Origin of the sequence: Mycobacterium paraterrae, from assembly GCF_022430545.2 — a bacterium.
Classification (GTDB): Bacteria; Actinomycetota; Actinomycetes; order Mycobacteriales; family Mycobacteriaceae; genus Mycobacterium; species Mycobacterium paraterrae.
Genome location: NZ_CP092488.2, coordinates 2,692,486 through 2,710,760, shown reverse-complemented (window position 1 = coordinate 2,710,760; position 18,275 = coordinate 2,692,486). Strand labels below are relative to the sequence as shown.

16 protein-coding genes and 1 pseudogene are annotated in these 18,275 nt (G+C 66.7%); 10 read left to right on the top strand and 7 right to left on the bottom strand.

Translation table 11 applies throughout. The features are described from left to right. Positions 1-34 precede the first annotated feature (34 nt). Complete coding sequence (locus MKK62_RS12895) at positions 35-4,471, top strand: cation-translocating P-type ATPase (protein WP_350355761.1); 4,437 nt, start codon at positions 35-37, stop codon at positions 4,469-4,471. On the opposite strand, the pseudogene MKK62_RS26525 reads toward MKK62_RS12895, so the two are convergent. Further along, positions 4,398-4,586: pseudogene (locus tag MKK62_RS26525) on the bottom strand (hypothetical protein); the annotation flags it as partial. The gene MKK62_RS12895 and the pseudogene MKK62_RS26525 overlap by 74 nt on opposite strands. Here MKK62_RS26525 and MKK62_RS12885 point away from each other — a divergent pair. Next, the gene (locus tag MKK62_RS12885) at positions 4,533-4,811 is read left to right on the top strand and encodes a hypothetical protein (protein ID WP_240264177.1); all 279 of its coding nucleotides are present in this window, start codon (positions 4,533-4,535) and stop codon (positions 4,809-4,811) included. The pseudogene MKK62_RS26525 and the gene MKK62_RS12885 overlap by 54 nt on opposite strands. A 5-nt stretch (positions 4,812-4,816) precedes the next feature. Here the strand turns inward: MKK62_RS12885 and MKK62_RS12880 are convergent, their stop codons facing one another. Genes MKK62_RS12880 through MKK62_RS12865 form a run of 4 tightly spaced genes read right to left on the bottom strand, consistent with a single transcriptional unit; the run spans position 4,817 to position 10,185 of the window. Further along, positions 4,817-5,149: an STAS domain-containing protein gene (locus tag MKK62_RS12880; RefSeq protein WP_240260712.1), complete on the bottom strand. Its 333-nt coding sequence runs from the start codon at positions 5,147-5,149 to the stop codon at positions 4,817-4,819. Continuing rightward, the gene (locus MKK62_RS12875; protein ID WP_240260713.1) at positions 5,146-9,060 is read right to left on the bottom strand and encodes a SpoIIE family protein phosphatase; all 3,915 of its coding nucleotides are present in this window, start codon (positions 9,058-9,060) and stop codon (positions 5,146-5,148) included. Before MKK62_RS12875 ends, MKK62_RS12880 begins: the two co-directional genes overlap by 4 nt. Next, positions 9,057-9,470: an STAS domain-containing protein gene (locus MKK62_RS12870; RefSeq protein WP_350355756.1), complete on the bottom strand. Its 414-nt coding sequence runs from the start codon at positions 9,468-9,470 to the stop codon at positions 9,057-9,059. Before MKK62_RS12870 ends, MKK62_RS12875 begins: the two co-directional genes overlap by 4 nt. Positions 9,471-9,513: 43 nt before the next feature. Next, the gene (locus MKK62_RS12865) at positions 9,514-10,185 is read right to left on the bottom strand and encodes a PAS and ANTAR domain-containing protein (protein WP_260060496.1); all 672 of its coding nucleotides are present in this window, start codon (positions 10,183-10,185) and stop codon (positions 9,514-9,516) included. A gap of 280 nt (positions 10,186-10,465) precedes the next feature. On the opposite strand from MKK62_RS12865, the gene thiC reads away from it, so the two are divergent. Genes thiC through MKK62_RS12850 form a run of 3 tightly spaced genes read left to right on the top strand, consistent with a single transcriptional unit; the run spans position 10,466 to position 13,543 of the window. Then, positions 10,466-12,094 carry a phosphomethylpyrimidine synthase ThiC gene (thiC, locus tag MKK62_RS12860; protein WP_240260715.1) on the top strand — a complete coding sequence of 543 codons (1,629 nt, stop codon included), beginning with the start codon at positions 10,466-10,468 and terminating at the stop codon, positions 12,092-12,094. Beyond that, entirely contained in the window at positions 12,081-12,920 is an 840-nt protein-coding gene (thiD, locus tag MKK62_RS12855) for a bifunctional hydroxymethylpyrimidine kinase/phosphomethylpyrimidine kinase (protein WP_240260716.1), read from the top strand. Before thiC ends, thiD begins: the two co-directional genes overlap by 14 nt. Then, positions 12,917-13,543 carry an alpha/beta hydrolase family protein gene (locus tag MKK62_RS12850; RefSeq protein ID WP_240260717.1) on the top strand — a complete coding sequence of 209 codons (627 nt, stop codon included), beginning with the start codon at positions 12,917-12,919 and terminating at the stop codon, positions 13,541-13,543. Before thiD ends, MKK62_RS12850 begins: the two co-directional genes overlap by 4 nt. A gap of 51 nt (positions 13,544-13,594) precedes the next feature. Here MKK62_RS12850 and MKK62_RS12845 read toward each other — a convergent pair whose 3' ends face one another. Beyond that, positions 13,595-14,044, bottom strand: coding sequence for an Hsp20/alpha crystallin family protein (locus tag MKK62_RS12845; RefSeq protein WP_240264179.1), 450 nt, complete (start codon positions 14,042-14,044; stop codon positions 13,595-13,597). A 141-nt stretch (positions 14,045-14,185) separates the two neighbouring features. Between MKK62_RS12845 and MKK62_RS12840 the strand changes: the two genes are divergently transcribed. From MKK62_RS12840 to MKK62_RS12820, 5 genes are read left to right on the top strand one after another with little or no spacing between them, the layout of a single operon-like run. Further along, positions 14,186-14,509 carry a MerR family transcriptional regulator gene (locus MKK62_RS12840; RefSeq protein ID WP_240260718.1) on the top strand — a complete coding sequence of 108 codons (324 nt, stop codon included), beginning with the start codon at positions 14,186-14,188 and terminating at the stop codon, positions 14,507-14,509. A gap of 46 nt (positions 14,510-14,555) precedes the next feature. Beyond that, the gene (locus tag MKK62_RS12835; protein ID WP_240260719.1) at positions 14,556-16,046 is read left to right on the top strand and encodes a flavin-containing monooxygenase; all 1,491 of its coding nucleotides are present in this window, start codon (positions 14,556-14,558) and stop codon (positions 16,044-16,046) included. A gap of 8 nt (positions 16,047-16,054) precedes the next feature. Beyond that, positions 16,055-16,324 carry a DoxX-related protein gene (locus tag MKK62_RS12830; protein WP_240260720.1) on the top strand — a complete coding sequence of 90 codons (270 nt, stop codon included), beginning with the start codon at positions 16,055-16,057 and terminating at the stop codon, positions 16,322-16,324. Between the two features lie 58 nt (positions 16,325-16,382). Continuing rightward, on the top strand, positions 16,383-16,820 hold the full coding sequence (locus MKK62_RS12825; RefSeq protein ID WP_240260721.1) for a MarR family winged helix-turn-helix transcriptional regulator: 438 nt from the start codon (positions 16,383-16,385) through the stop codon (positions 16,818-16,820). 10 nt (positions 16,821-16,830) lie between these two features. Further along, positions 16,831-17,700, top strand: a complete 870-nt coding sequence (locus tag MKK62_RS12820) for an LLM class F420-dependent oxidoreductase (RefSeq protein ID WP_240260722.1) — start codon at positions 16,831-16,833, stop codon at positions 17,698-17,700. Between the two features lie 53 nt (positions 17,701-17,753). On the opposite strand, the gene MKK62_RS12815 is transcribed toward MKK62_RS12820, so the two are convergent. Further along, positions 17,754-18,224 (bottom strand): lipoprotein LpqH, encoded by a 471-nt coding sequence (locus MKK62_RS12815; RefSeq protein WP_240260723.1) that lies wholly within the window; start codon positions 18,222-18,224, stop codon positions 17,754-17,756. Between the last annotated feature and the right edge of the window lie 51 nt (positions 18,225-18,275).

Here is an 18,275-nt window from a genome sequence, read left to right as displayed (position 1 = left end):
GGTGCGAGCATCCTTTCCGCTGCGCGCGGTCACCATGGGTTTTGCGGCGACGTCCGCGCTGGTCGACTCCCTAGGTACGGCGGCCTCAACCGGTCTGACCATGGCCGCCATCCCGGTTCGGGAAGGCGCCAGGGCCCTGACTTCCGGGCTGCCGACTCCCACGTTGACCCGGCACAGTTGGCGCGGACGAGGTCGCGCGTGGGTCGAGGTCCGCGGACTCGACGGCCCGGACGGCGCCGAACTCGGTCGCTTCGTGGTCGACGCCGTGCGCGCGCGGCCGGGAGTGAAGTCCGTCAGCGTCAACCGGCCGCTGTCGCGCATCGTGGTCACCCTGGCCGGCGATCACATCTCGCTGCGCGACCTCTGCCGTGATGTCGACGACGCCGAAAACCGTTGGCGGGCAAGCAATGCCGTCGATGAACAGCGCAACGACACGCGTCCCAAACCGCTCCCCGGCGACGGACTGCTGCTGGCCACCAATGCGTTGGGTGTCGGCGCCACCGCGGTCGGCGTCAGCGCCGCCATGGTGGGCCGGGTGCTGCGGTGGCCGCACCTTTTCGACGGCGTCGAAGCGCTGGTCGTCACGGTCGACTACCAGCCGCGGCTACGCAAGCTGCTCGAAGACAGCATTGGCCACTCGGCGACCGACGCGGTGTTGTCCGTCGCGATGGTGGTCGCGCACGTCCTGGAGTTGTCGCCCGCCTCGTTGGCCGTCGACCTGGCGATGGAGATCCTCAAGGCTTCTGAGTTCCAGGCCGAGGCGCGGGCCTGGGGTCGCCACGAGCCCGCACTGGCCCGCCACGCCGACCATGCCGAGGTCTATCCGCCGTCGCGGCCGGTGCCTCCGGCCGAGGGCCCGGTCGAGCGGCATGGTCGGCGCAGCGCGTGGGGCCAGGTGCTCGCTACCGCGGGAGTCGGAGCCTTTACCCGCAACGTGGCGCTGGCCTCGACCGCGACGCTTGTCACCACTCCGAAAGCCTCGCGCACTACTCGCGAATCGTTCGCCGCCGCCCTGGGGCAGGGCCTGGCCCAACAGCACGAGGTGTTGCCGCTGCGGCCCGAAAAGCTTCGTTGGCTCGACCGCATCGACGCGGTGCTGATCGACCCCCGAGTGCTGTGCACCAACACCCTGCGGGTGGTCCGCGTCCGCGGCGCGAACGAGGCCGAGCTGACACCGGCCTGGAACCGCGCCCAGCTGCTGCTGGAGAACAAAGGCCTCACGGTTGGCTGGCATCCGGTCGATGCGAAGGTGGAGGCGCTGATCGGCCCGACCCACCACCCCTTGGCCTCGGCCGTGCTGGCGGAGGCACGGCGGGCCGGTCTGGAGCTGATCTCTGTCGACATCGACGACCTCGGCGAGCTGCAACCCGCGTTCGACGAGCTACGTCCTTGGCGCCAGATGCCGATGGACATCGCGCTCGCCACGGCGTTGGCCGACCTGCAAGACGCAGGGCACACCGTCGCGGTGATCTCATCGGCTGCAGCGCAAGCACTTTCGTCAGCCGACATCGGCTTGGGCCTGATGCCCGACTCCGACTCCGAACCACCACCGTGGACCGCGGACCTGATCCTGAGCGACCTGGACAGTGCGTGGCGGCTGCTGCATGCCATCCCGGCGGCCAAGTCGGCGAGCAAGCGAGGCATCGAAATAGCAACCGGAGCAACGGCTTTGGGCGCTCTGCTGATGGTGCCGGGGGTACGCGGACGTGGCCCCGGCCCGGTGACGACGGGTGCCGCTGCCGGCCTGCTGTCCGGTTACCTGATGGCCCGCCGCGTGTTACGCGAACCGACACCGCTGCCCGCCCCAATTCACGAGTGGCACGCAATGTCGATCGAGCAGGTTCGAAAGATGTTGCCGCCACCGGATGTCCGGCTGGCGGTGCAGCCTCGCCAGGGCATAGCCACCCGCGCGAAGGAGACGGCGTATCGAGGCGCCGAGTTGACCGACCGCCCGCGTCAGGCGATCTGGCAGTTCCTGAAGGCGGTGCGGGCCGAGTTGTCCGACCCGCTGACACCCGTGCTGGCGCTCGGCTCGGCGGCCAGCGCGGTCCTCGGCTCACCGGTGGACGCGGTGCTGGTCGGCTCGGTGCTCACCGGTAACTCGATGCTGGCGGCCAGTCAACGGCTACGCGCCGAAAGCCGACTCAATGAGCTTCTGGCGCAACAGATCCCGCCAGCCCGCAAGGTGACGTTCCAGGCAGACGGGTCGTCGGTCTACACCGACGTGCTGGCCGCGGACTTGCAGCCCGGCGACGTGATCGAAGTGCGCACCCACGAGGTGGTGCCCGCGGACGCTCGACTGGTCGAGGAAGAGGATCTCGAGGTCGACGAGTCCACCCTGACCGGCGAGTCGCTGCCGGTGGAAAAGCAGATCGACCCCACGCCTGGCGCCGACCTGGCCGAGCGACGTTGCATGCTCTACGGCGGCACCACGATCGTCGCGGGCACTGGGGTCGCGCTGGTGACCGCCGTCGGCGCCGACACCCAGGCGCGGCGGGCCGCCGAACTGGTCTCCAGCGAGCTGCCACAGATCGGTCTGGAACATCAACTCAGTCAACTCACCAACCGCGCCTTCCCGGTCAGCGTCACCGGCGGACTACTGGTCAGCGGCTTGGGCTTGTTGCGCCGCAAGGGTTTACGCCAAGCCGTCGCCAGCGGCATCGCGATCACCGTGGCGGCGGTCCCCGAAGGCATGCCGTTGGTAGCGACCCTGGCGCAGGCGGCGTCGGCCCGGCGACTGACGAACTTCGGTGCGCTGGTGCGGGTTCCACGGTCGGTGGAGGCGCTGGGCCGCGTCGACGTCGTCTGCTTCGACAAGACCGGGACACTGTCGGAGAACCGGTTACGGGTGTCGCAAGTGCATCCCGCCGACGGTTACTCCCGTGACGAGGTGCTGCGCTGCGCGGCCAGCGCCGCACCGGACGCCAACGGCAGCCCGCAGGTACACGCCACCGACCGGGCCATCATCGAGGCGGCCAAGTCGGTCACGGACCCCGCGGCGAAGGCTGCGGAAAGCACAGCGCACCTGCCGTTCCGGTCCGGTAGGTCGTTCTCGGCATCGGTCCTGGGCGACGAGCTGACGGTCAAGGGCGCACCTGAGGTCGTGCTGGCCGCCTGCAACGGCGTCGGACCCGACATCGACCAAACCGTCCGCGGGCTGGCGGCCGAGGGCCTGCGCGTGATCGCGGTCGCGCGCCGCCAGTTGACCCCACAGCAGGCGCAGCTAGTGGCCGAAGACGAGGACGCCATCGCCGATCTGGCCGGTGCTGAGCTCTCGCTGGCCGGCTTCCTCGGATTGTCCGACACCCCGCGCGCCGAGGCGCCCGCCCTGCTGGCGGCGCTCACCGAGCGGGAGATCGGGATCCGGCTGATCACCGGCGACCACCCCATCACCGCCGCGGCGATTGCGCGTGAGATGGGCATGTCGATCACCGCCGACCAGGTGATCAGCGGCGCCGAATGGGACGCGCTGTCGCGCAAAGACCAGGAGCGGGTGGTCACCGAGCGGGTCATCTTCGCCCGGATGTCACCCGAGAACAAGGTCCAGGTGGTCCAGACGCTGGAGCGGGCCGGGAAGGTCTGCGCGATGGTCGGCGACGGCGCCAACGACGCCGCCGCGATCCGGGCGGCCACAGTCGGCATCGGCGTCGTCGCGCGCGGCAGCGACTCGTCCAGCGTCGCGGCTGACGTGGTGCTGCTGGATGCCCGCATCGAGGCGCTGCTGAACGCGATTGACGAAGGCCGTGAGCTGTGGCGGCGGGTGCAGGCGGCGGTGTCGGTGCTGCTCGGCGGTAACGCCGGGGAGGTCGCGTTCGCGATCATCGGCAGCGCGATCACCGGCGATTCGCCGCTGAACACCCGTCAGCTGCTGCTGGTCAACATCTTCACCGACGCCCTTCCCGCCGCGGCGCTGGCGGTCAGCAAGCCGAGCGGGCCGGCTGGGGCCGACGGCGCCACAGCCAGAGGCCCCGACCAGCAGGCGCTGTGGCAGGCCGTCGCGATCCGCGGTGTCACCACCGCGGCGGCTGCGACGGCGGCCTGGACGATGGCCGGATTCACCGGACGGCCACAACGGGCGTCGACGGTTGCCCTGGTCGCGCTGGTGTCCGCGCAGCTGGGTCAGACGCTGCTGGAATCCCGGACTCCGCTGGTCGTGCTGACCGCGGGCGGCTCGCTGGCCGTGATGGGCACGCTGATCAGCATCCCCGGCGTCAGCCAGTTGCTCGGCTGTACTCCGCTCGGCCCGCTCGCCTGGGCGCAGGCGCTGGGCTCAGCCGGGGCTGCGACTGCGGCTGTGGCCGTCGCGGGCCGGGCGTTCGCGAATCCGACCGACTCGGATCCGAGCGAGTCGACACCACCTCGACCGCGCCGAGGCGCCACAACGCGGCGTACAACTGGGTCAGCGGAACAGTCAGAAGGCCAGCCACGGCTCCGCCTAGTGGATCGGCAAGAGCATCGGTCGTCGACATAGTTCCGACGGTGACCGCACCAACAGTCACAATGGCAACGCTCAAGTTACCGAAAGGCAAATGATGGCCGAAAAGAATGCGCGCCGGGGAACGTCGCAGGCAGACGCCGTCGCACATATCCGGGAAGGGGAAACGTTCGCGATCAACCTTCCGGTATTCGGACAGGTCGACATTCCGCGGCCAGAGGCGCTGGCCTACTACGGCGGACTTGCGGCCTTAGCGGCGTTCGAGCTCATCGATTGGCCGGTCGCGCTTGTCATCGCCGCGGGTCATCTGCTGGCCAGCAACCATCACAACAAACTTCTCGAGGAGCTCGGCGAGGCCATCGAGGACGCCGAGTAGCGAACTCAGCTATTACCGCCGCGCAAGGCCCGGCGCGCGGCCTTCGCGTCATGATGGATCGGCATGCACATCAATTCCGCCACCCGATACATGAAGCTGTTCGGCGCCAACACAATAACGACCTCATGGTCAGCGAGCAGCCGATCCAGTGTCGAGAAGCCTGCGCTGTCCAGATATTTCACCTTGCTCAGGTGCAGGATCATCGGCCGCTCGCCGGGAAGGTCGCGTACCGATCGGTTGAACTCGACGACATTGGAGGCGTCGACCTCACCGGTCACGGTCACCTCCAACGGCGTCGACTCCAGTGCCGTCTGCAGCTGAAACTCCGCGCGGCTCACGATGTCATGCCTTCCACAAGACCATCCTCCGGCAGCACTGCCTCCTCGAACGTCAGCGTGACCCGGGTGCCGGCGGCGGTGCGCACGGTTTTCGCGTCGTCGGCGAGACCGTTGATCATCGTCAGGCCGCGGCCGCGCTCCTGACTTCGCTGGGATGCCGATGAGTCGCCGGACCATTGGCCCGCGTCGGTCACGGTCGCGGTGACGGTCCGCCCGCGCACGAACGCTTCGATGGACACCGTCATGGTGCCGTCGCCGCCACACCCGTGTTCGATCGCGTTGGTCACCGCTTCACCGGTGGCCAGCAGGATGTCGGATTCCCGACGCGGATCGACGTCGAGACCAGAAAGCCAGTCGCGCATACGATGTCGGGCATCGGCGATGTTGTCCAGCGACGCGGCCACCACAGTGGCAAAGCTGCGGTCCGAGCTGTGACAGGGACGCAGCGCCAGCAGCACGACGTCGTCGGTGTAGCCGCCGTCCGGGGCCATCCGCTCGAGCAGTTCGTCGCACAGGTCCCCGACCGGGAGGTCGGCGCGGTAAGCCGCGGCCCCTTGCAAACGCGCGAAGCCGTCATCGAGGGGTTCACCGGGCCGCTCGATCAGCCCATCGGTGTACAGCAGAATGACACTGCCGCTGGGTAATTCGTGCACCGCGGTGTTCTGCTTCAACGGGCTTTCCCAGGCGGCGACCGGAGGGCGTCGACCGTCTGAGAGGAACACCGGCGGCTGGCCGGGAGCCACCAGCAGCGGATAGGGATGGCCCGCACAGGAATAACTGATGCGGGCCACGCCGTCGCCGGTGTCCGGATCCGAGCCGTCGTCGATCACCGCGTAGCTGACCGTCGCGCACCGCGCCCCCGGCACCTTGGCCGCGTAGCGGTCCAGGTTCCCCAATACCGCGCCCGGGTCGGCATCGGTCAGCGCGCTGGCGGCCACTCCGGCCCGCAATCGGCTCATCGCGATCGCGGCGGGCAGGCCGTGCCCGACCACGTCGCCGACCGAAATCGCAATCCGGCCTTGCTGTTCCAGCGGCATGACCAGGTACCAGTCACCGCCGACCCGCATCGCTTCACCACCGGGCTGATAGACCGCGGCGACCACCGCCGCCGTCGAACCATGGTCCAGGTCCAGCAAGTGGTCCTGGAAGTCGACGGCGATCTGGTGTTCGCGTTGCACGCTGCGGATGCGGTCGACTGCCGACTGGGTGATTCTGGCAACGTGTGCGGCCCAATCGATTTCGGCCGGCTGGAATTCTCTGGGCCTGGGCCAGAGCATGCCGAGCGAACCGACGATCTTACCGTCCATACCGCGCAGCGGCTGGCTGATGCAGGACCGCACCGCGTTGGACGTCTCACCGACCACGTGCCGGTAGCGCGAGCTGAGATTGAGCGTGTCGGTGATGACCATCGGCTGCCCGGACCTGACCACGTCCACCGGCACGATCGGGGTGTCCATCGAGGCAATGTGGTAGCGGTCGCGAATTTCGGGCGCCACCGGAGCGCCGTACTCGAAGCGGAGGTTCTTCGCCTCTTCGTCGAGCAGACCGAGGCAGATGGTCGGCGGCTCACCCGGCACGAATTCCGCACCCTGCAACGCCGCCACGATCGCCGCGCCGGTATCGGCCCCCTGCAGCGCGGCCTCGAGTTGCGCGAAATACAAAGCTTGCTGCGCCCGGGCATCGCTGGTTCGCCTGCTGTCGCGTTCGCGCGCCTTGGCCGCTAGTCGCGCCGCGACGCGATCGATCAGGTCCTGGGACCTGAACGGCTTCGGCAGATAGTCGTCCGCGCCGCTCGCGAATCCCTCGCTGACAGCGTCCGCACCGGCCCGCGCCGAGAGCATCAGCACGGGGGTGGACGCCAGCGCGGAATCGGCGCGGATCTCCTCGACCAGTTCGAAGCCGTCCAGTCGCGGCATCATCACGTCGGTGATCACGATGTCGGGGCGAAGCGCACGGATCGCCTCGAGTGCTTTCTGGCCGTCGTGGACCAGCACCGTTCGCCAGCGCGGTGAGAGCACCCGGTGCAAATGTGCTCGCATGTCAGCGTTGTCATCGGCGACCAGCACCAACTCGCGGCCGTCGGGTGCAGGCTGCAGATCGCTTGCCCCCGGTCGGGGTCCCACCCATTGGTCCGCCTCGATCACGTACGGGTTCTCCAGCAACGCCGAGGAGGAATGGGCCACTGGCGTGTCTGCCGCCGACCGGGGCAACCGGATGGTGACGGCGGTGCCGCGACCGGGCTCGCTTTCGAATTCGACTGTGCCGTGGTGCAAGTCGACGAGCCCCTGCACCAGCGACAATCCGATCCCGGTGCCCTCGACGCTGCGCCCGTGCGTACCGTCCGCACGAAAGAACCTCTCCCCCAACCGCTTCAAGTCCGCCCTGGAAATGCCGACGCCGGTGTCGCGAACGGTGATGCGACAGAAGGCTTTGTCGTTGTGCGTGGTGACCTTGATGGAACCGGACAGGGTGTACTTGACCGCGTTGGACATCAGGTTGAGGATGACGGTCTCCCACAGGCCCGGATCGACGTCGGCCAGCACGGGCTGACAGTCGAGCACCAGGTCGAGATTCGCGCGCTGACACAGCTCGGCGAACGACGACGCGATGTGTGCCGTCAGCGCGCCGACGTCGGTGCAGACGAGCTCTGCAGTGGCCCGGCCGGCTTCGATGCGAGAGAAATCCAGCAGCGAGTCGACTAACCGCTGCAGCCGGCCCGCATTGCGCCGAGCGGTGCTCAGGCGGTTGGCCATCACGCTTTCGGGCGTGGTCGCCGCCAACGCATCGTCGAGCGGCCCCAACAACAGCGTGAGCGGTGTGCGAAATTCGTGACTCACGTTGGTGAGGAAGGCCGTCTTGGCGTGGCCCAATTCGGCGAGGGCGTCGGCCCGCCGCCGCTGCTGTTCGTAGGAGACCGCCGACGCCATCGCCGAGGTCAACTGGTCGGCCAGGAGCTGACAGAAGCCGAGGTATTGCTCGTCCAACACGCACAGCGGATTCGTTCCGACCAGCAGCGCCCCCGCCGCCGATCCCTCGCCCAGCGGTAGCAACAGCGCATGGTCGGGACATTCAGCGCCCAACACGTCCTGCACACCGTCGATCAGGGCCGCGACATCGTCGATCACCCGCGTCTCGGCGCGGGTGCGCGGCAAGTCCTGGGATTTCGTCAACGCCGCCAGAGTCGGCGGCAGCAGCGGGAGCACCGAGGGCGTGGCCGCGCGCAGCGTGACATCGGACGCCTCCGGATCGCCGACGTACATGGCGACGAACGGCACGTCGGGCCGGTTGGCGCACACCGCGACCGCTGCCTGCACGGCATCGTCGATCGTGTTGGTGTCCATGACCGCCGCGGCCACCTCGTTGAGCAGTTGCAGCCGTCGCTCGCTGAGCACTCGCTCGGTGGTTTCGAACGACGGACACATCAGCCCGAACGTCGTGCCGTCGGCACGGACCAGCGGGCTGTAGGTGAAGGTGAAGTAGCGCTCGCGACGACGTCCCTCGGTCACAATCGGCAGCATCAAGTCGTAGGACCACGTCGCGATGCCGGTGTCGATGACCCCGGCCAGCATCGGGCGGACCGGTTCCCATACATCCCACCAGGCGTACTGGCCGCGCTGGCCCAAGGCGGCAGGATGCCGGTCGGCGAGGATCGGTATGTAGGCGTCGTTGTAGATCAGGAACAGCTCGTCGGTGTCGAGCCACAGGACCATCGGAAAGCTCGACGTCAACAGCATCGCGACCGCCGACCGCATCTCGGTGGGCCATGACTGCGGCGACCCGAGAGGGTGTGCGGTCCAATCGAATTCGGCGAATCTGCGGCCCATCTCGCCGCCGAGCTCGACGGCGGCGGCCAGGTCGGGCGGCAGGAGTCTTTCGTCGCGCGGCCAGCCGCGGCGTTCGTGCCCGCTCACGACTCCTGCTCGGATTCGCGGCCTTCCAATGCGTCCGGGAGTGTGGGATAGAGGTCGAGCAGGCTGTCGAGATTGGTCACCTCGATCGGCCGGACCACCAACCCGTTGTCGGCCACCAGGCGCACCGTCGTGCCACCGCGCAGGCCCTGTTTGTGGGTGTCGAGGACGGCGTTCAGTCCCGCGCTGCCGAAATACGTCACGTCGTTGAGATCGATGATCAGCAGTCGAGATTCGTGGGCGCCGGCCTGCCGCAGCGCGGCCTGCAGCTGAGACCGCAGTTCGCCGGCCGTGCTGGAATCGATCTCTCCCGACGCGTGCACCAGTACTGCGTCCGGTCGAACGTCACAGTCGACCACCAACAGTTCCATCTCGCTCACCCGCTCCGACGCGCTCCAAACTGCTGGATCCAACGCCTGCCATCCACCGTTCGAAGGAGCCTATCTGGCATGACGGCTAACCGGTGGGTTCGACCGGGATACGTTGGTGCACGGTGAGCAGCAGATGATCGAAGGCGGCCTGGGTGTCCGCCGACGGCGTTGGCTGCGTTGAGATTTCGGCGATGAGTTGCCTAGCCAGGGATCGCAGTTTGGTATTGGTCTCCTGCGACCGCCATTTCAACACCCCGAAGGCCTGCTCGGGACTGACCCGGTACATCGCCATCAGGATGCCTTTGGCCTGCTCAATGACGGCGCGCGCCTCGAACAGATCGGGCAGCGCTTCGTCAAGCGCGTTCTGACGGTTCTCGATGAAGGTCGCGGTCAGGTCCAAGTAGTAGCCGGCGGTCCCGACCACCACCCCGGCGTCGTCGGACACCCGGTCGGCCACCACGACCGCGTCGTGCACATTGCCGGCCGTGTCGACGAAGCGGTGGCGGCCGGAAAACGAACCCCTGGACAGCAGCGCCCGGTCGAGCATGTCCTGGACGTGGCTCAGGTCGTCGGGATGTTTGTGGGAAAGCAGCAGTTCGGTCGTCGGCTCGACCGTTCCCGGTTGGTAGCCGTGCATCCGGGCCAATTCGTCGGACCACTCCCAACGCTGGCCGACGAACCAGAACCGGAACCATCCGACGCCGGGCTTCTCGGCATCGACGGGCGGCCAGCGGGCGGGCCAGGCATCGGCCCCGATGCTTGGTTCACCCGCCTCGTGCACGACGACCATCCTTCCACCGATGCCCCAGCTTGCCTACCGATTAGCCAGCAACCGAACGCATCCCTGCGCACCCCCGCCAGGCTGCGCTAGCGTAGGCACTGCCAGATAAACGTGCCCGGCGACAATGCGGATCGAAAAACGATCCGAGGAGGAGCCGGGCAAGACAGCGGGAGCGCACGCCCGGTGCGCTGAGAGGACGGCTCGGGGCCGTCGACCGTAAGAACCTGATCGGGTAATGCCGTCGTAGGGAGAGAAAATGACCGACTTAGCAGTCGAACCGACCGTCACCACCGGCCCGATCGCGGGCAGCAGCAAGGTCTACCGGGACGTCGACGGGGTGCCCGGTGCGAAAGTTCCGTTCCGGCGCGTGAACCTGTCCAACGGCGAACACCTCGACCTGTACGACACATCGGGCCCGTACACCGACCCTGACGCTGTGATCGACGTGCACGCTGGCCTGCCGGCTCGTCCCGGCGTGGTCCGCGATCGCGGCACCCAGCTGCAGCGGGCCCGCGCCGGAGAGATCACCGCCGAAATGGCGTTCATCGCGGCCCGTGAGCAGATGCCGGCCGAGCTGGTGCGCGACGAGGTCGCGCGCGGCCGCGCGGTGATCCCGGCCAACCACAACCACCCCGAGAGCGAGCCGATGATCATCGGCAAGGCGTTCGCGGTGAAGGTCAATGCCAACATCGGCAACTCCGCGGTGACGTCGTCGATCGCCGAGGAGGTCGACAAGATGGTGTGGGCAACCCGATGGGGCGCCGACACCATCATGGACCTGTCGACCGGCAAGGACATCCACGCCACCCGCGAGTGGATCATGCGTAACTCGCCCGTCCCGGTTGGCACCGTGCCCATCTATCAGGCGCTGGAAAAGGTCAACGGTGATCCGACCGAGCTGACCTGGGAGCTATACCGCGACACCGTGATCGAGCAGTGCGAACAGGGCGTCGACTACATGACCGTGCACGCGGGAGTGCTGCTGCGCTACGTGCCGCTGACCGCCAAGCGAGTCACCGGCATCGTGTCCCGCGGTGGTTCGATCATGGCCGCCTGGTGCCTGGCACACCATCGAGAGTCGTTCCTGTACACCAACTTTGCCGAATTGTGCGACATCTTCGCCCAGTACGACGTGACCTTCTCACTCGGCGACGGGCTGCGGCCCGGATCGATCGCCGACGCCAACGACGCCGCCCAGTTCTCCGAGCTGCGCACGCTGGGCGAGCTCACCAAGATCGCCAAAGCCCATGGCGCACAGGTGATGATCGAAGGTCCGGGGCACGTCCCGATGCACAAGATCGTCGAGAACGTGCGACTGGAAGAGGAGGTCTGCGAAGAGGCACCGTTCTACACGCTCGGGCCGCTGACCACCGACATCGCCCCGGCCTATGACCACATCACCTCCGCAATCGGCGCCGCGATCATCGCGCAGGCCGGCACGGCGATGCTGTGCTACGTCACGCCCAAGGAGCACCTCGGCCTGCCGGACCGCAAGGACGTCAAGGACGGCGTGATTGCCTACAAGATCGCCGCCCATGCCGGCGACCTGGCCAAGGGGCACCCGCACGCGCAGCAGCGCGACAACGCCTTGTCGCAGGCCCGTTTCGAGTTCCGTTGGCACGACCAGTTCGCGCTGTCACTGGACCCCGACACCGCCCGGGAATATCACGACGAGACGCTGCCGGCCGAGCCCGCCAAGACCGCGCACTTTTGCTCGATGTGCGGTCCGAAGTTCTGCTCGATGCGTATCACGCAGGACGTCCGGGATTACGCGGCCAAGCACGGACTCGACAGCGAGGAAGCGATCGAGGCCGCCATGGCGGAGAAGTCGGTCGAGTTCGCCGAGCACGGCAACCGGGTGTATCTGCCGCTTGCCCAGGCGTAGTTTTCTACCGCTGGCGCCGCCCGGCGGGACGCCGACGCGGGTGCTGACGATCGCCGGGTCGGACTCCGGCGGCGGTGCCGGCATGCAGGCCGACATCCGTACCTGCACCCTGCTCGGCGTTCACACATTGTGCGCGGTGACGGCGGTGACCGTGCAGAACACGGTGGGCGTCAAGGGTTTTCACCCCATTCCGCCCGAGGTGGTGGCTGCCCAGATCGCCGCGGTGTCTGACGACATCGGGCTGCACGCCGCGAAGACGGGAATGCTCGCGTCGACCGAGATCATCGCCGCCGTCGCCCGGAGTTGGCGCGAGCATGGCGCGGGCGTTCCCTTGGTCGTCGATCCGGTGTGCGCGTCGATGCACGGCGACGCGCTGCTCGACCATGCGGCGCTGGATTCCCTTCGCACCGAAATGTTTCCGCTCGCGACCCTGGTGACGCCCAACCTGCACGAGGTGCGGCTACTGGTCGATATCGACGTCGTCGACTCGACGACGCAGGCCGAGGCCGCCCGGGCGCTGCACGCATTGGGCCCGCAGTGGGCGATGGTCAAGGGCGGACACCTGCAGGGATCGGCCAGCAGCACCGATCTGCTGTTCGACGGCAACGACTTTCACGAATTCGAGTCGCCGCGGGTGAACACCACCCATGACCACGGCGCCGGTGACACCCTGGCAGCGGCGACGGCATGCGCGCTGGCACACGGCTACCCGCTGCTCGACGCCGTCGCGTTCGCCAAACAGTGGGTGACCGAGGGTTTGCGCGCGGCGTATCCACTCGGGCACGGCCACGGCCCGGTGTCGCCGCTGTTTAGGCTGCACGAATGAGCAACCTCGAGGACATCGCGGGCATCGCACACGAGCCGGACGGGAAGCCCTACGGTGTGGTCGTGCTGACGCACGGCGCCGGTGGTAATCGCGAATCGCCGATGCTGCAACGCCTTTGCGACGAGTGGGCCCGGCGGGGCTGGCTGGCCGTTCGCTACGACCTGCCGTATCGGCGCAAGCGACCCAAGGGACCGCCGTCGGGTTCGGCGGCCGGTGACCGCGCCGGCATCGTCGAGGCCATCGCGGTCTGCCGCGACCTGACCGACGGTCCGCTGATCGCCGGCGGTCATTCCTACGGCGGCCGGATGACGTCGATGGTGGTGGCCGCCAAAGACGCGGACGTCGATGTGCTGACCCTGTTTTCGTACCCCGTGCACCCACCGGGAAAGCCGGAGCGCGCCCGGACGGAACACCTGCCCGACATCGCGGTGCCGACGGTATTCACCCACGGCACGTCGGACCCCTTCGGCTCGCCGACGGAGGTGCGGGATGCCGCGGCGCTGATTGCCGCGCCCACTCAAATTGTCGAAATCGCCGGGGCCCGACACGATCTCGCGTCGAAAACCCTCGATGTGCCGGGACTGGCGGTGGCGGCCGCGCTTCGTCTGCTCGGCCGCGAGTAGCAAGATGGGCGGCAGCACGGTCACCTCGACCGGCTGCCGCCCACCGAGCGGTTATGCGTTGATGACTTCGCGAGCGCCTACACCGTTCTTGAGGGCCTGCTGCCCGCCCCCTCGACCGATCGTGATCTTGCGCGGCTTGGCCCGCTCGGACACTGGAATCCGCAACCGCAGCACGCCCTCGTCGTACGACGCGTCGATGTGCTCGGTGTCGAGGTTGTCACCGAGAACCAGCTGGCGGCTGAAGACGCCACGCGGGCGCTCGGACGCGAGCATCTCGCGGTTCTGGTCGACGGCGGGACGCTCGGCGCGAATCGTCACCACGTTGCGTTCGATGTCGAGGTCCAGCGAGTCCTGCTTGATACCGGGAAGGTCGAACTCGACGAAGAAGGCGTCTCCTTCGCGCCAGGCATCCATGGGCATCACCGCCGGGCGTGCGGCCGTGCCTTGCACCTGCTGGGCGAAACGGTCGAGCTCGCGGAACGGGTCGGTGCGCATCAGCATGGTGGTCACCTCTGTTCTCCAATCGTTGTGAACTGCCATGTATAAAGTGTGCCAGATGGCATAGATTTGATATAGCACTCCGGCGAGATATGTGCAAGCATGGTAGAAAGATTTTCTGAACTTACTGCGGAGGGTGGCGCGATGGTCGACCAATCGGACAACCACGTGACACCCTCGTCGGATCGCGGCGTCTATGGGATCTCGGTAGCTGCCGAACTCTCGGGCGTCGCGGTGCAGTCGCTGCGGCTGTACGAGCGCCACGGCCTGCTCAGCCCGGCCCGCAGCAACGGAGGCACCCGCCGCTACAGTGCGGACGACATCGCCCGACTCCGTCGCATCAGCGAGCTGGTGGACGCCGGGGTCAACCTCGCCGGCATCGGACGCATCCTCGACCTTCAGGACGACAACGCCGAACTTCAGGCCGCGAACCGGGCGATGGGCGCGAAGAACACGTCGACCGACTAGCGCGGCAGTTTACCGGTACCGGTGGTACTGCGTATATTGTCGTGCCATGACATCGGAGCATTTCGAGGCTCTCATCGTCGGGGCCGGCTTCGGCGGTATCGGCGCGGCCATCCAGCTCAAGCGCATGGGTATCGACGACTTCGTGATTCTCGACCGCGAGGACGACCTCGGCGGAACCTGGCACGTCAACCACTACCCGGGCCTCGCCGTCGACGTTCCCACGACCACGTATTCCTACTTCTTCGAGCCGAATCCGAACTGGTCGCGGCTGTTCACCCCGGGCCCGGAGATCAAGCAGTACGCGGCGAGCGTGGCCGACAAGTACGACGTCCGCCGGCACATGAGGTTCAACACCGTCGTCGAAAGTGCACGCTGGGACGAGGAGACCCGGCACTGGCAGGTCTCGCTGTCCGGCGGCGACGTCATCTCCGTGCGCTACCTGATCACCGCGACCGGCTTCCTGTCCCAGCCGAAGACCCCCGACATTCCCGGAATCACGACATTCGAGGGCAAAATCATCCACACCACCGAGTGGGAGGACGACTTCGATCCCGCCGGTCATCGGATCGGGATCATCGGGACCGGCGCCACGGCGGTTCAGCTCATTCCCAAGCTGGCCGAAAGAGCGGCTGATCTCACCGTCTACCAGCGCACCCCGATCTGGGTAGCCCCGAAAATCGACCTGCGGTTCTCCGAACGGGCCAAGCGGCTGTTCGCGCGCCTGCCCTGGACGCAGCGGGCTATCCGATCCATCACCGACACCATCTACGAGATGATGATCACCGTCGGGCTGGTGCGCTACCGGGTTCCGCTGTTCAAGCGGCTCAACATATCCGCAATGGATCTGTGCAAGATCAACCAGTTCGTGGCGATCCGCGATAAGGAACTGCGGCGCAAGCTCACTCCCGACTACGACCTGGGATGCAAGCGGCCGACGTTCTCCAACACGTACTTCCGCAGCTTCACCAAACCGCACGTGCACCTACAGGCCGACGGAATCGAACGTATCGAGGCTGACGGCATCGTCAACGCCGACGGATCGAAGACGCATATCGACACGCTCGTGCTGGCGACGGGGTTCGACCTGTGGGAAGCCAACTTCCCCGCCATCGAAGTGATCGGCCGCGACGGCCGCAACCTCGGAAAGTGGTGGCGTGACACGCGTTTCCAGGCGTATCAAGGCGTGTCGATGCCGTATTTCCCGAACTACTTGAGCCTGGCCAGCCCGTTCGCGTTCCTGGGTTTGAACTTCTTCAACACCATGGAGTACCAGATGCGGTTGATGGACCGGCTTTTCGCCGAGCTCAAGCGCCAAGGTGCCGACACCTTCGAAGTGACCGAAGAGGCCAACGCGCGCTACCTCGACCGGATGACCGAATTGCTCGGCGATTCGCTGTGGGTGCTGGGTAACTGCGCCAGCTCGCGGTCCTACTACTTCAATCCCAGCGGAGAACCGTCACTGCTGCGCCCGATGGCCACCGCGACGGCGATCGAAGAGGCGTCGAACTTCCCGTTGAGTGACTACGCGATCAGCTAAGGAGAGGCATGTCACGCAAAAGCAACCGCATCGCCCGCTTTTCGGGTTTGGCGCTGGCCGGCGCCGGCTTGGCACACTTCACCAGCCCTGCACTGTTCGAGCCGATCACCAAGTCGGCGTTCCCTCGTAACACCCGACAACACGTCTATACCAACGGCAGCATCGAAACGGTGCTCGGATTGAGCTTCGCCAGCAAGCAGACCCGCAGTCTCGGCGTCATCGGAATCATCGGATACCTCGCCTATCTCGGCGGCAACGCCATTCGCCAGTCCCGCTAGCCCGCAGTTATACAGTTCAAACTGTACAGTTTTAGCTGTCTACTGTATGGTGGGTCTGGTGGACGGGATCAGCGAGTCTGCGGTATCTGCCGCTCGAGATCTACGGGTGTTGTTCAGTCGGTTGCGTCGTCGACTCAGGGGCGTCGCGACCGGCGAAGGCCTGACGCCATCGCAGACCGCCGTGCTCAACCGGTTGTGGAAGGACGGCGCATCGACGACGAGCGCGTTGGCCACCGCCGAACAGGTGCGGCCCCAGTCGATGGCCACTATCGTGGCCGCGCTGGAACAGCAGGGCCTCATTCAGCGCGCACCTGACCCCAACGACGGTCGGCGACAAGTCATCTCGCTGACCGCCGCAGGGCGTCGACGCGCTGAAAGTGACCGCCAGGCCCGTGAGGAATGGCTGGCCCGTGCCATGCAGGAGCGCTATTCGGAGCGGGAACGCCGCGTGATCAACGACGCGTTGTCGCTGCTCGAGCGCTTGACCGACCAGTAAGGGGAGACACATGGAAGTAGGCATACACTTCATCGATTTCTTGCCGGGCGACCCGGCCGCGTTGACGCCGGCCCTGCTGTCCACCGCGACGGCCGCTGAGGACATCGGCGCCACTATGTTCACCCTCGCCGACCACTTCTTCCAGATGGAAGCCGTTGGGCGGGCTGAAGATCCGTTCCTGGAGGGCTACACCTCCTTGGGATTTCTGGCGGGCCGCACCACCGACATCGCGTTGGCGTTGCTGGTGACCGGGGTGACCTACCGGCATCCGGGCCTGCTGGCCAAGACGGTGACCACTTTGGACGTGCTGTCCGGAGGACGGTCGATGCTGGGTATCGGTGCGGCGTGGTACGAGCGTGAGCACGTGGCGCTGGGAGTGCCGTATCCGCCGTTGAGTACGCGATTCGAGATGCTCGAGGAGACCCTGCAGATCTGTCGGCAGATGTGGAGCGACAATGACGGGCCGTACGACGGCAAGCACTACCACTTGGCCGAGACCTTATGTGTGCCACAGCCGATTCAGCGTCCGCCGGTGTTGATCGGCGGTGGCGGTGAGAAAAAGACGCTGCGACTGGTCGCCCAGTACGCCGACGTGTGGAACTCCACCGATTCCGATGTCGACGTGGTGGCGCACAAGATCGACGTGCTTACGCGGCACTGTGAGGCCGTGGAGCGCGACGTCGCGGAGATCCGGAAAACGGTCGGTGTGTTCGACGATCCGTTCGCAGATGTCGACGGATATCTGAAGAAGCTCGAGGGTTTGGCAGGGCTCGGTGTCGACCTGATCAACACCGGTCCGATCCCCGGCACACCGGATCCGGCCGGGTTCGTGAAGCGGTTCGGCGACGAGGTGATGCCGCGGATGTCAGAAATCGGTTGAGCCAGCGGCAATCCCGTTCGGCCAGCGGCGTTCGCTGGCCGAACGGGATTGGGTTAGGGGCAGGCGACGTCGAGTTCGAACGATTTGTTGACTTGCCCGCCCATCGGGTTGGCCATGTCCACGCCGGTCGCGGTGCCGCTGATCTTGTACGAGTTGCCGTCCTTGGTGGCATCCGCCTTGCCGGTGGTGCCGCCGACGCCGAGCGTCACGCCGTTGACGTTGCCCAGCGCAACGGATTTCACGACAGGCGGCGTGGCATCGGTGAGCACTGCGCCGATGCCCGTGGCGCCGGCACCGGTGCCGCCGCCGATGGCGATGTTGAGCGTGCCGGCAACCTTGGTGCAGGCCACCTGGCCGGTGACGTGTTGATCCTTGCCGTCGACGACCACCTTGGTGTTGGACGCACCGGCGGGTGCCACAGCGGCGTTACCGACGCTGACGGCCTTGTCGCTGTGGGAGCAACCGACCATTACGGTGGCGAGGGCTGCCGCCGTACCGGTCATGATCAGAACGTTGCGCTTCATTGAAGAACTCCTTGTTGTGGGTTGTTGATGTCGTGCGTAAATACAGTGCGA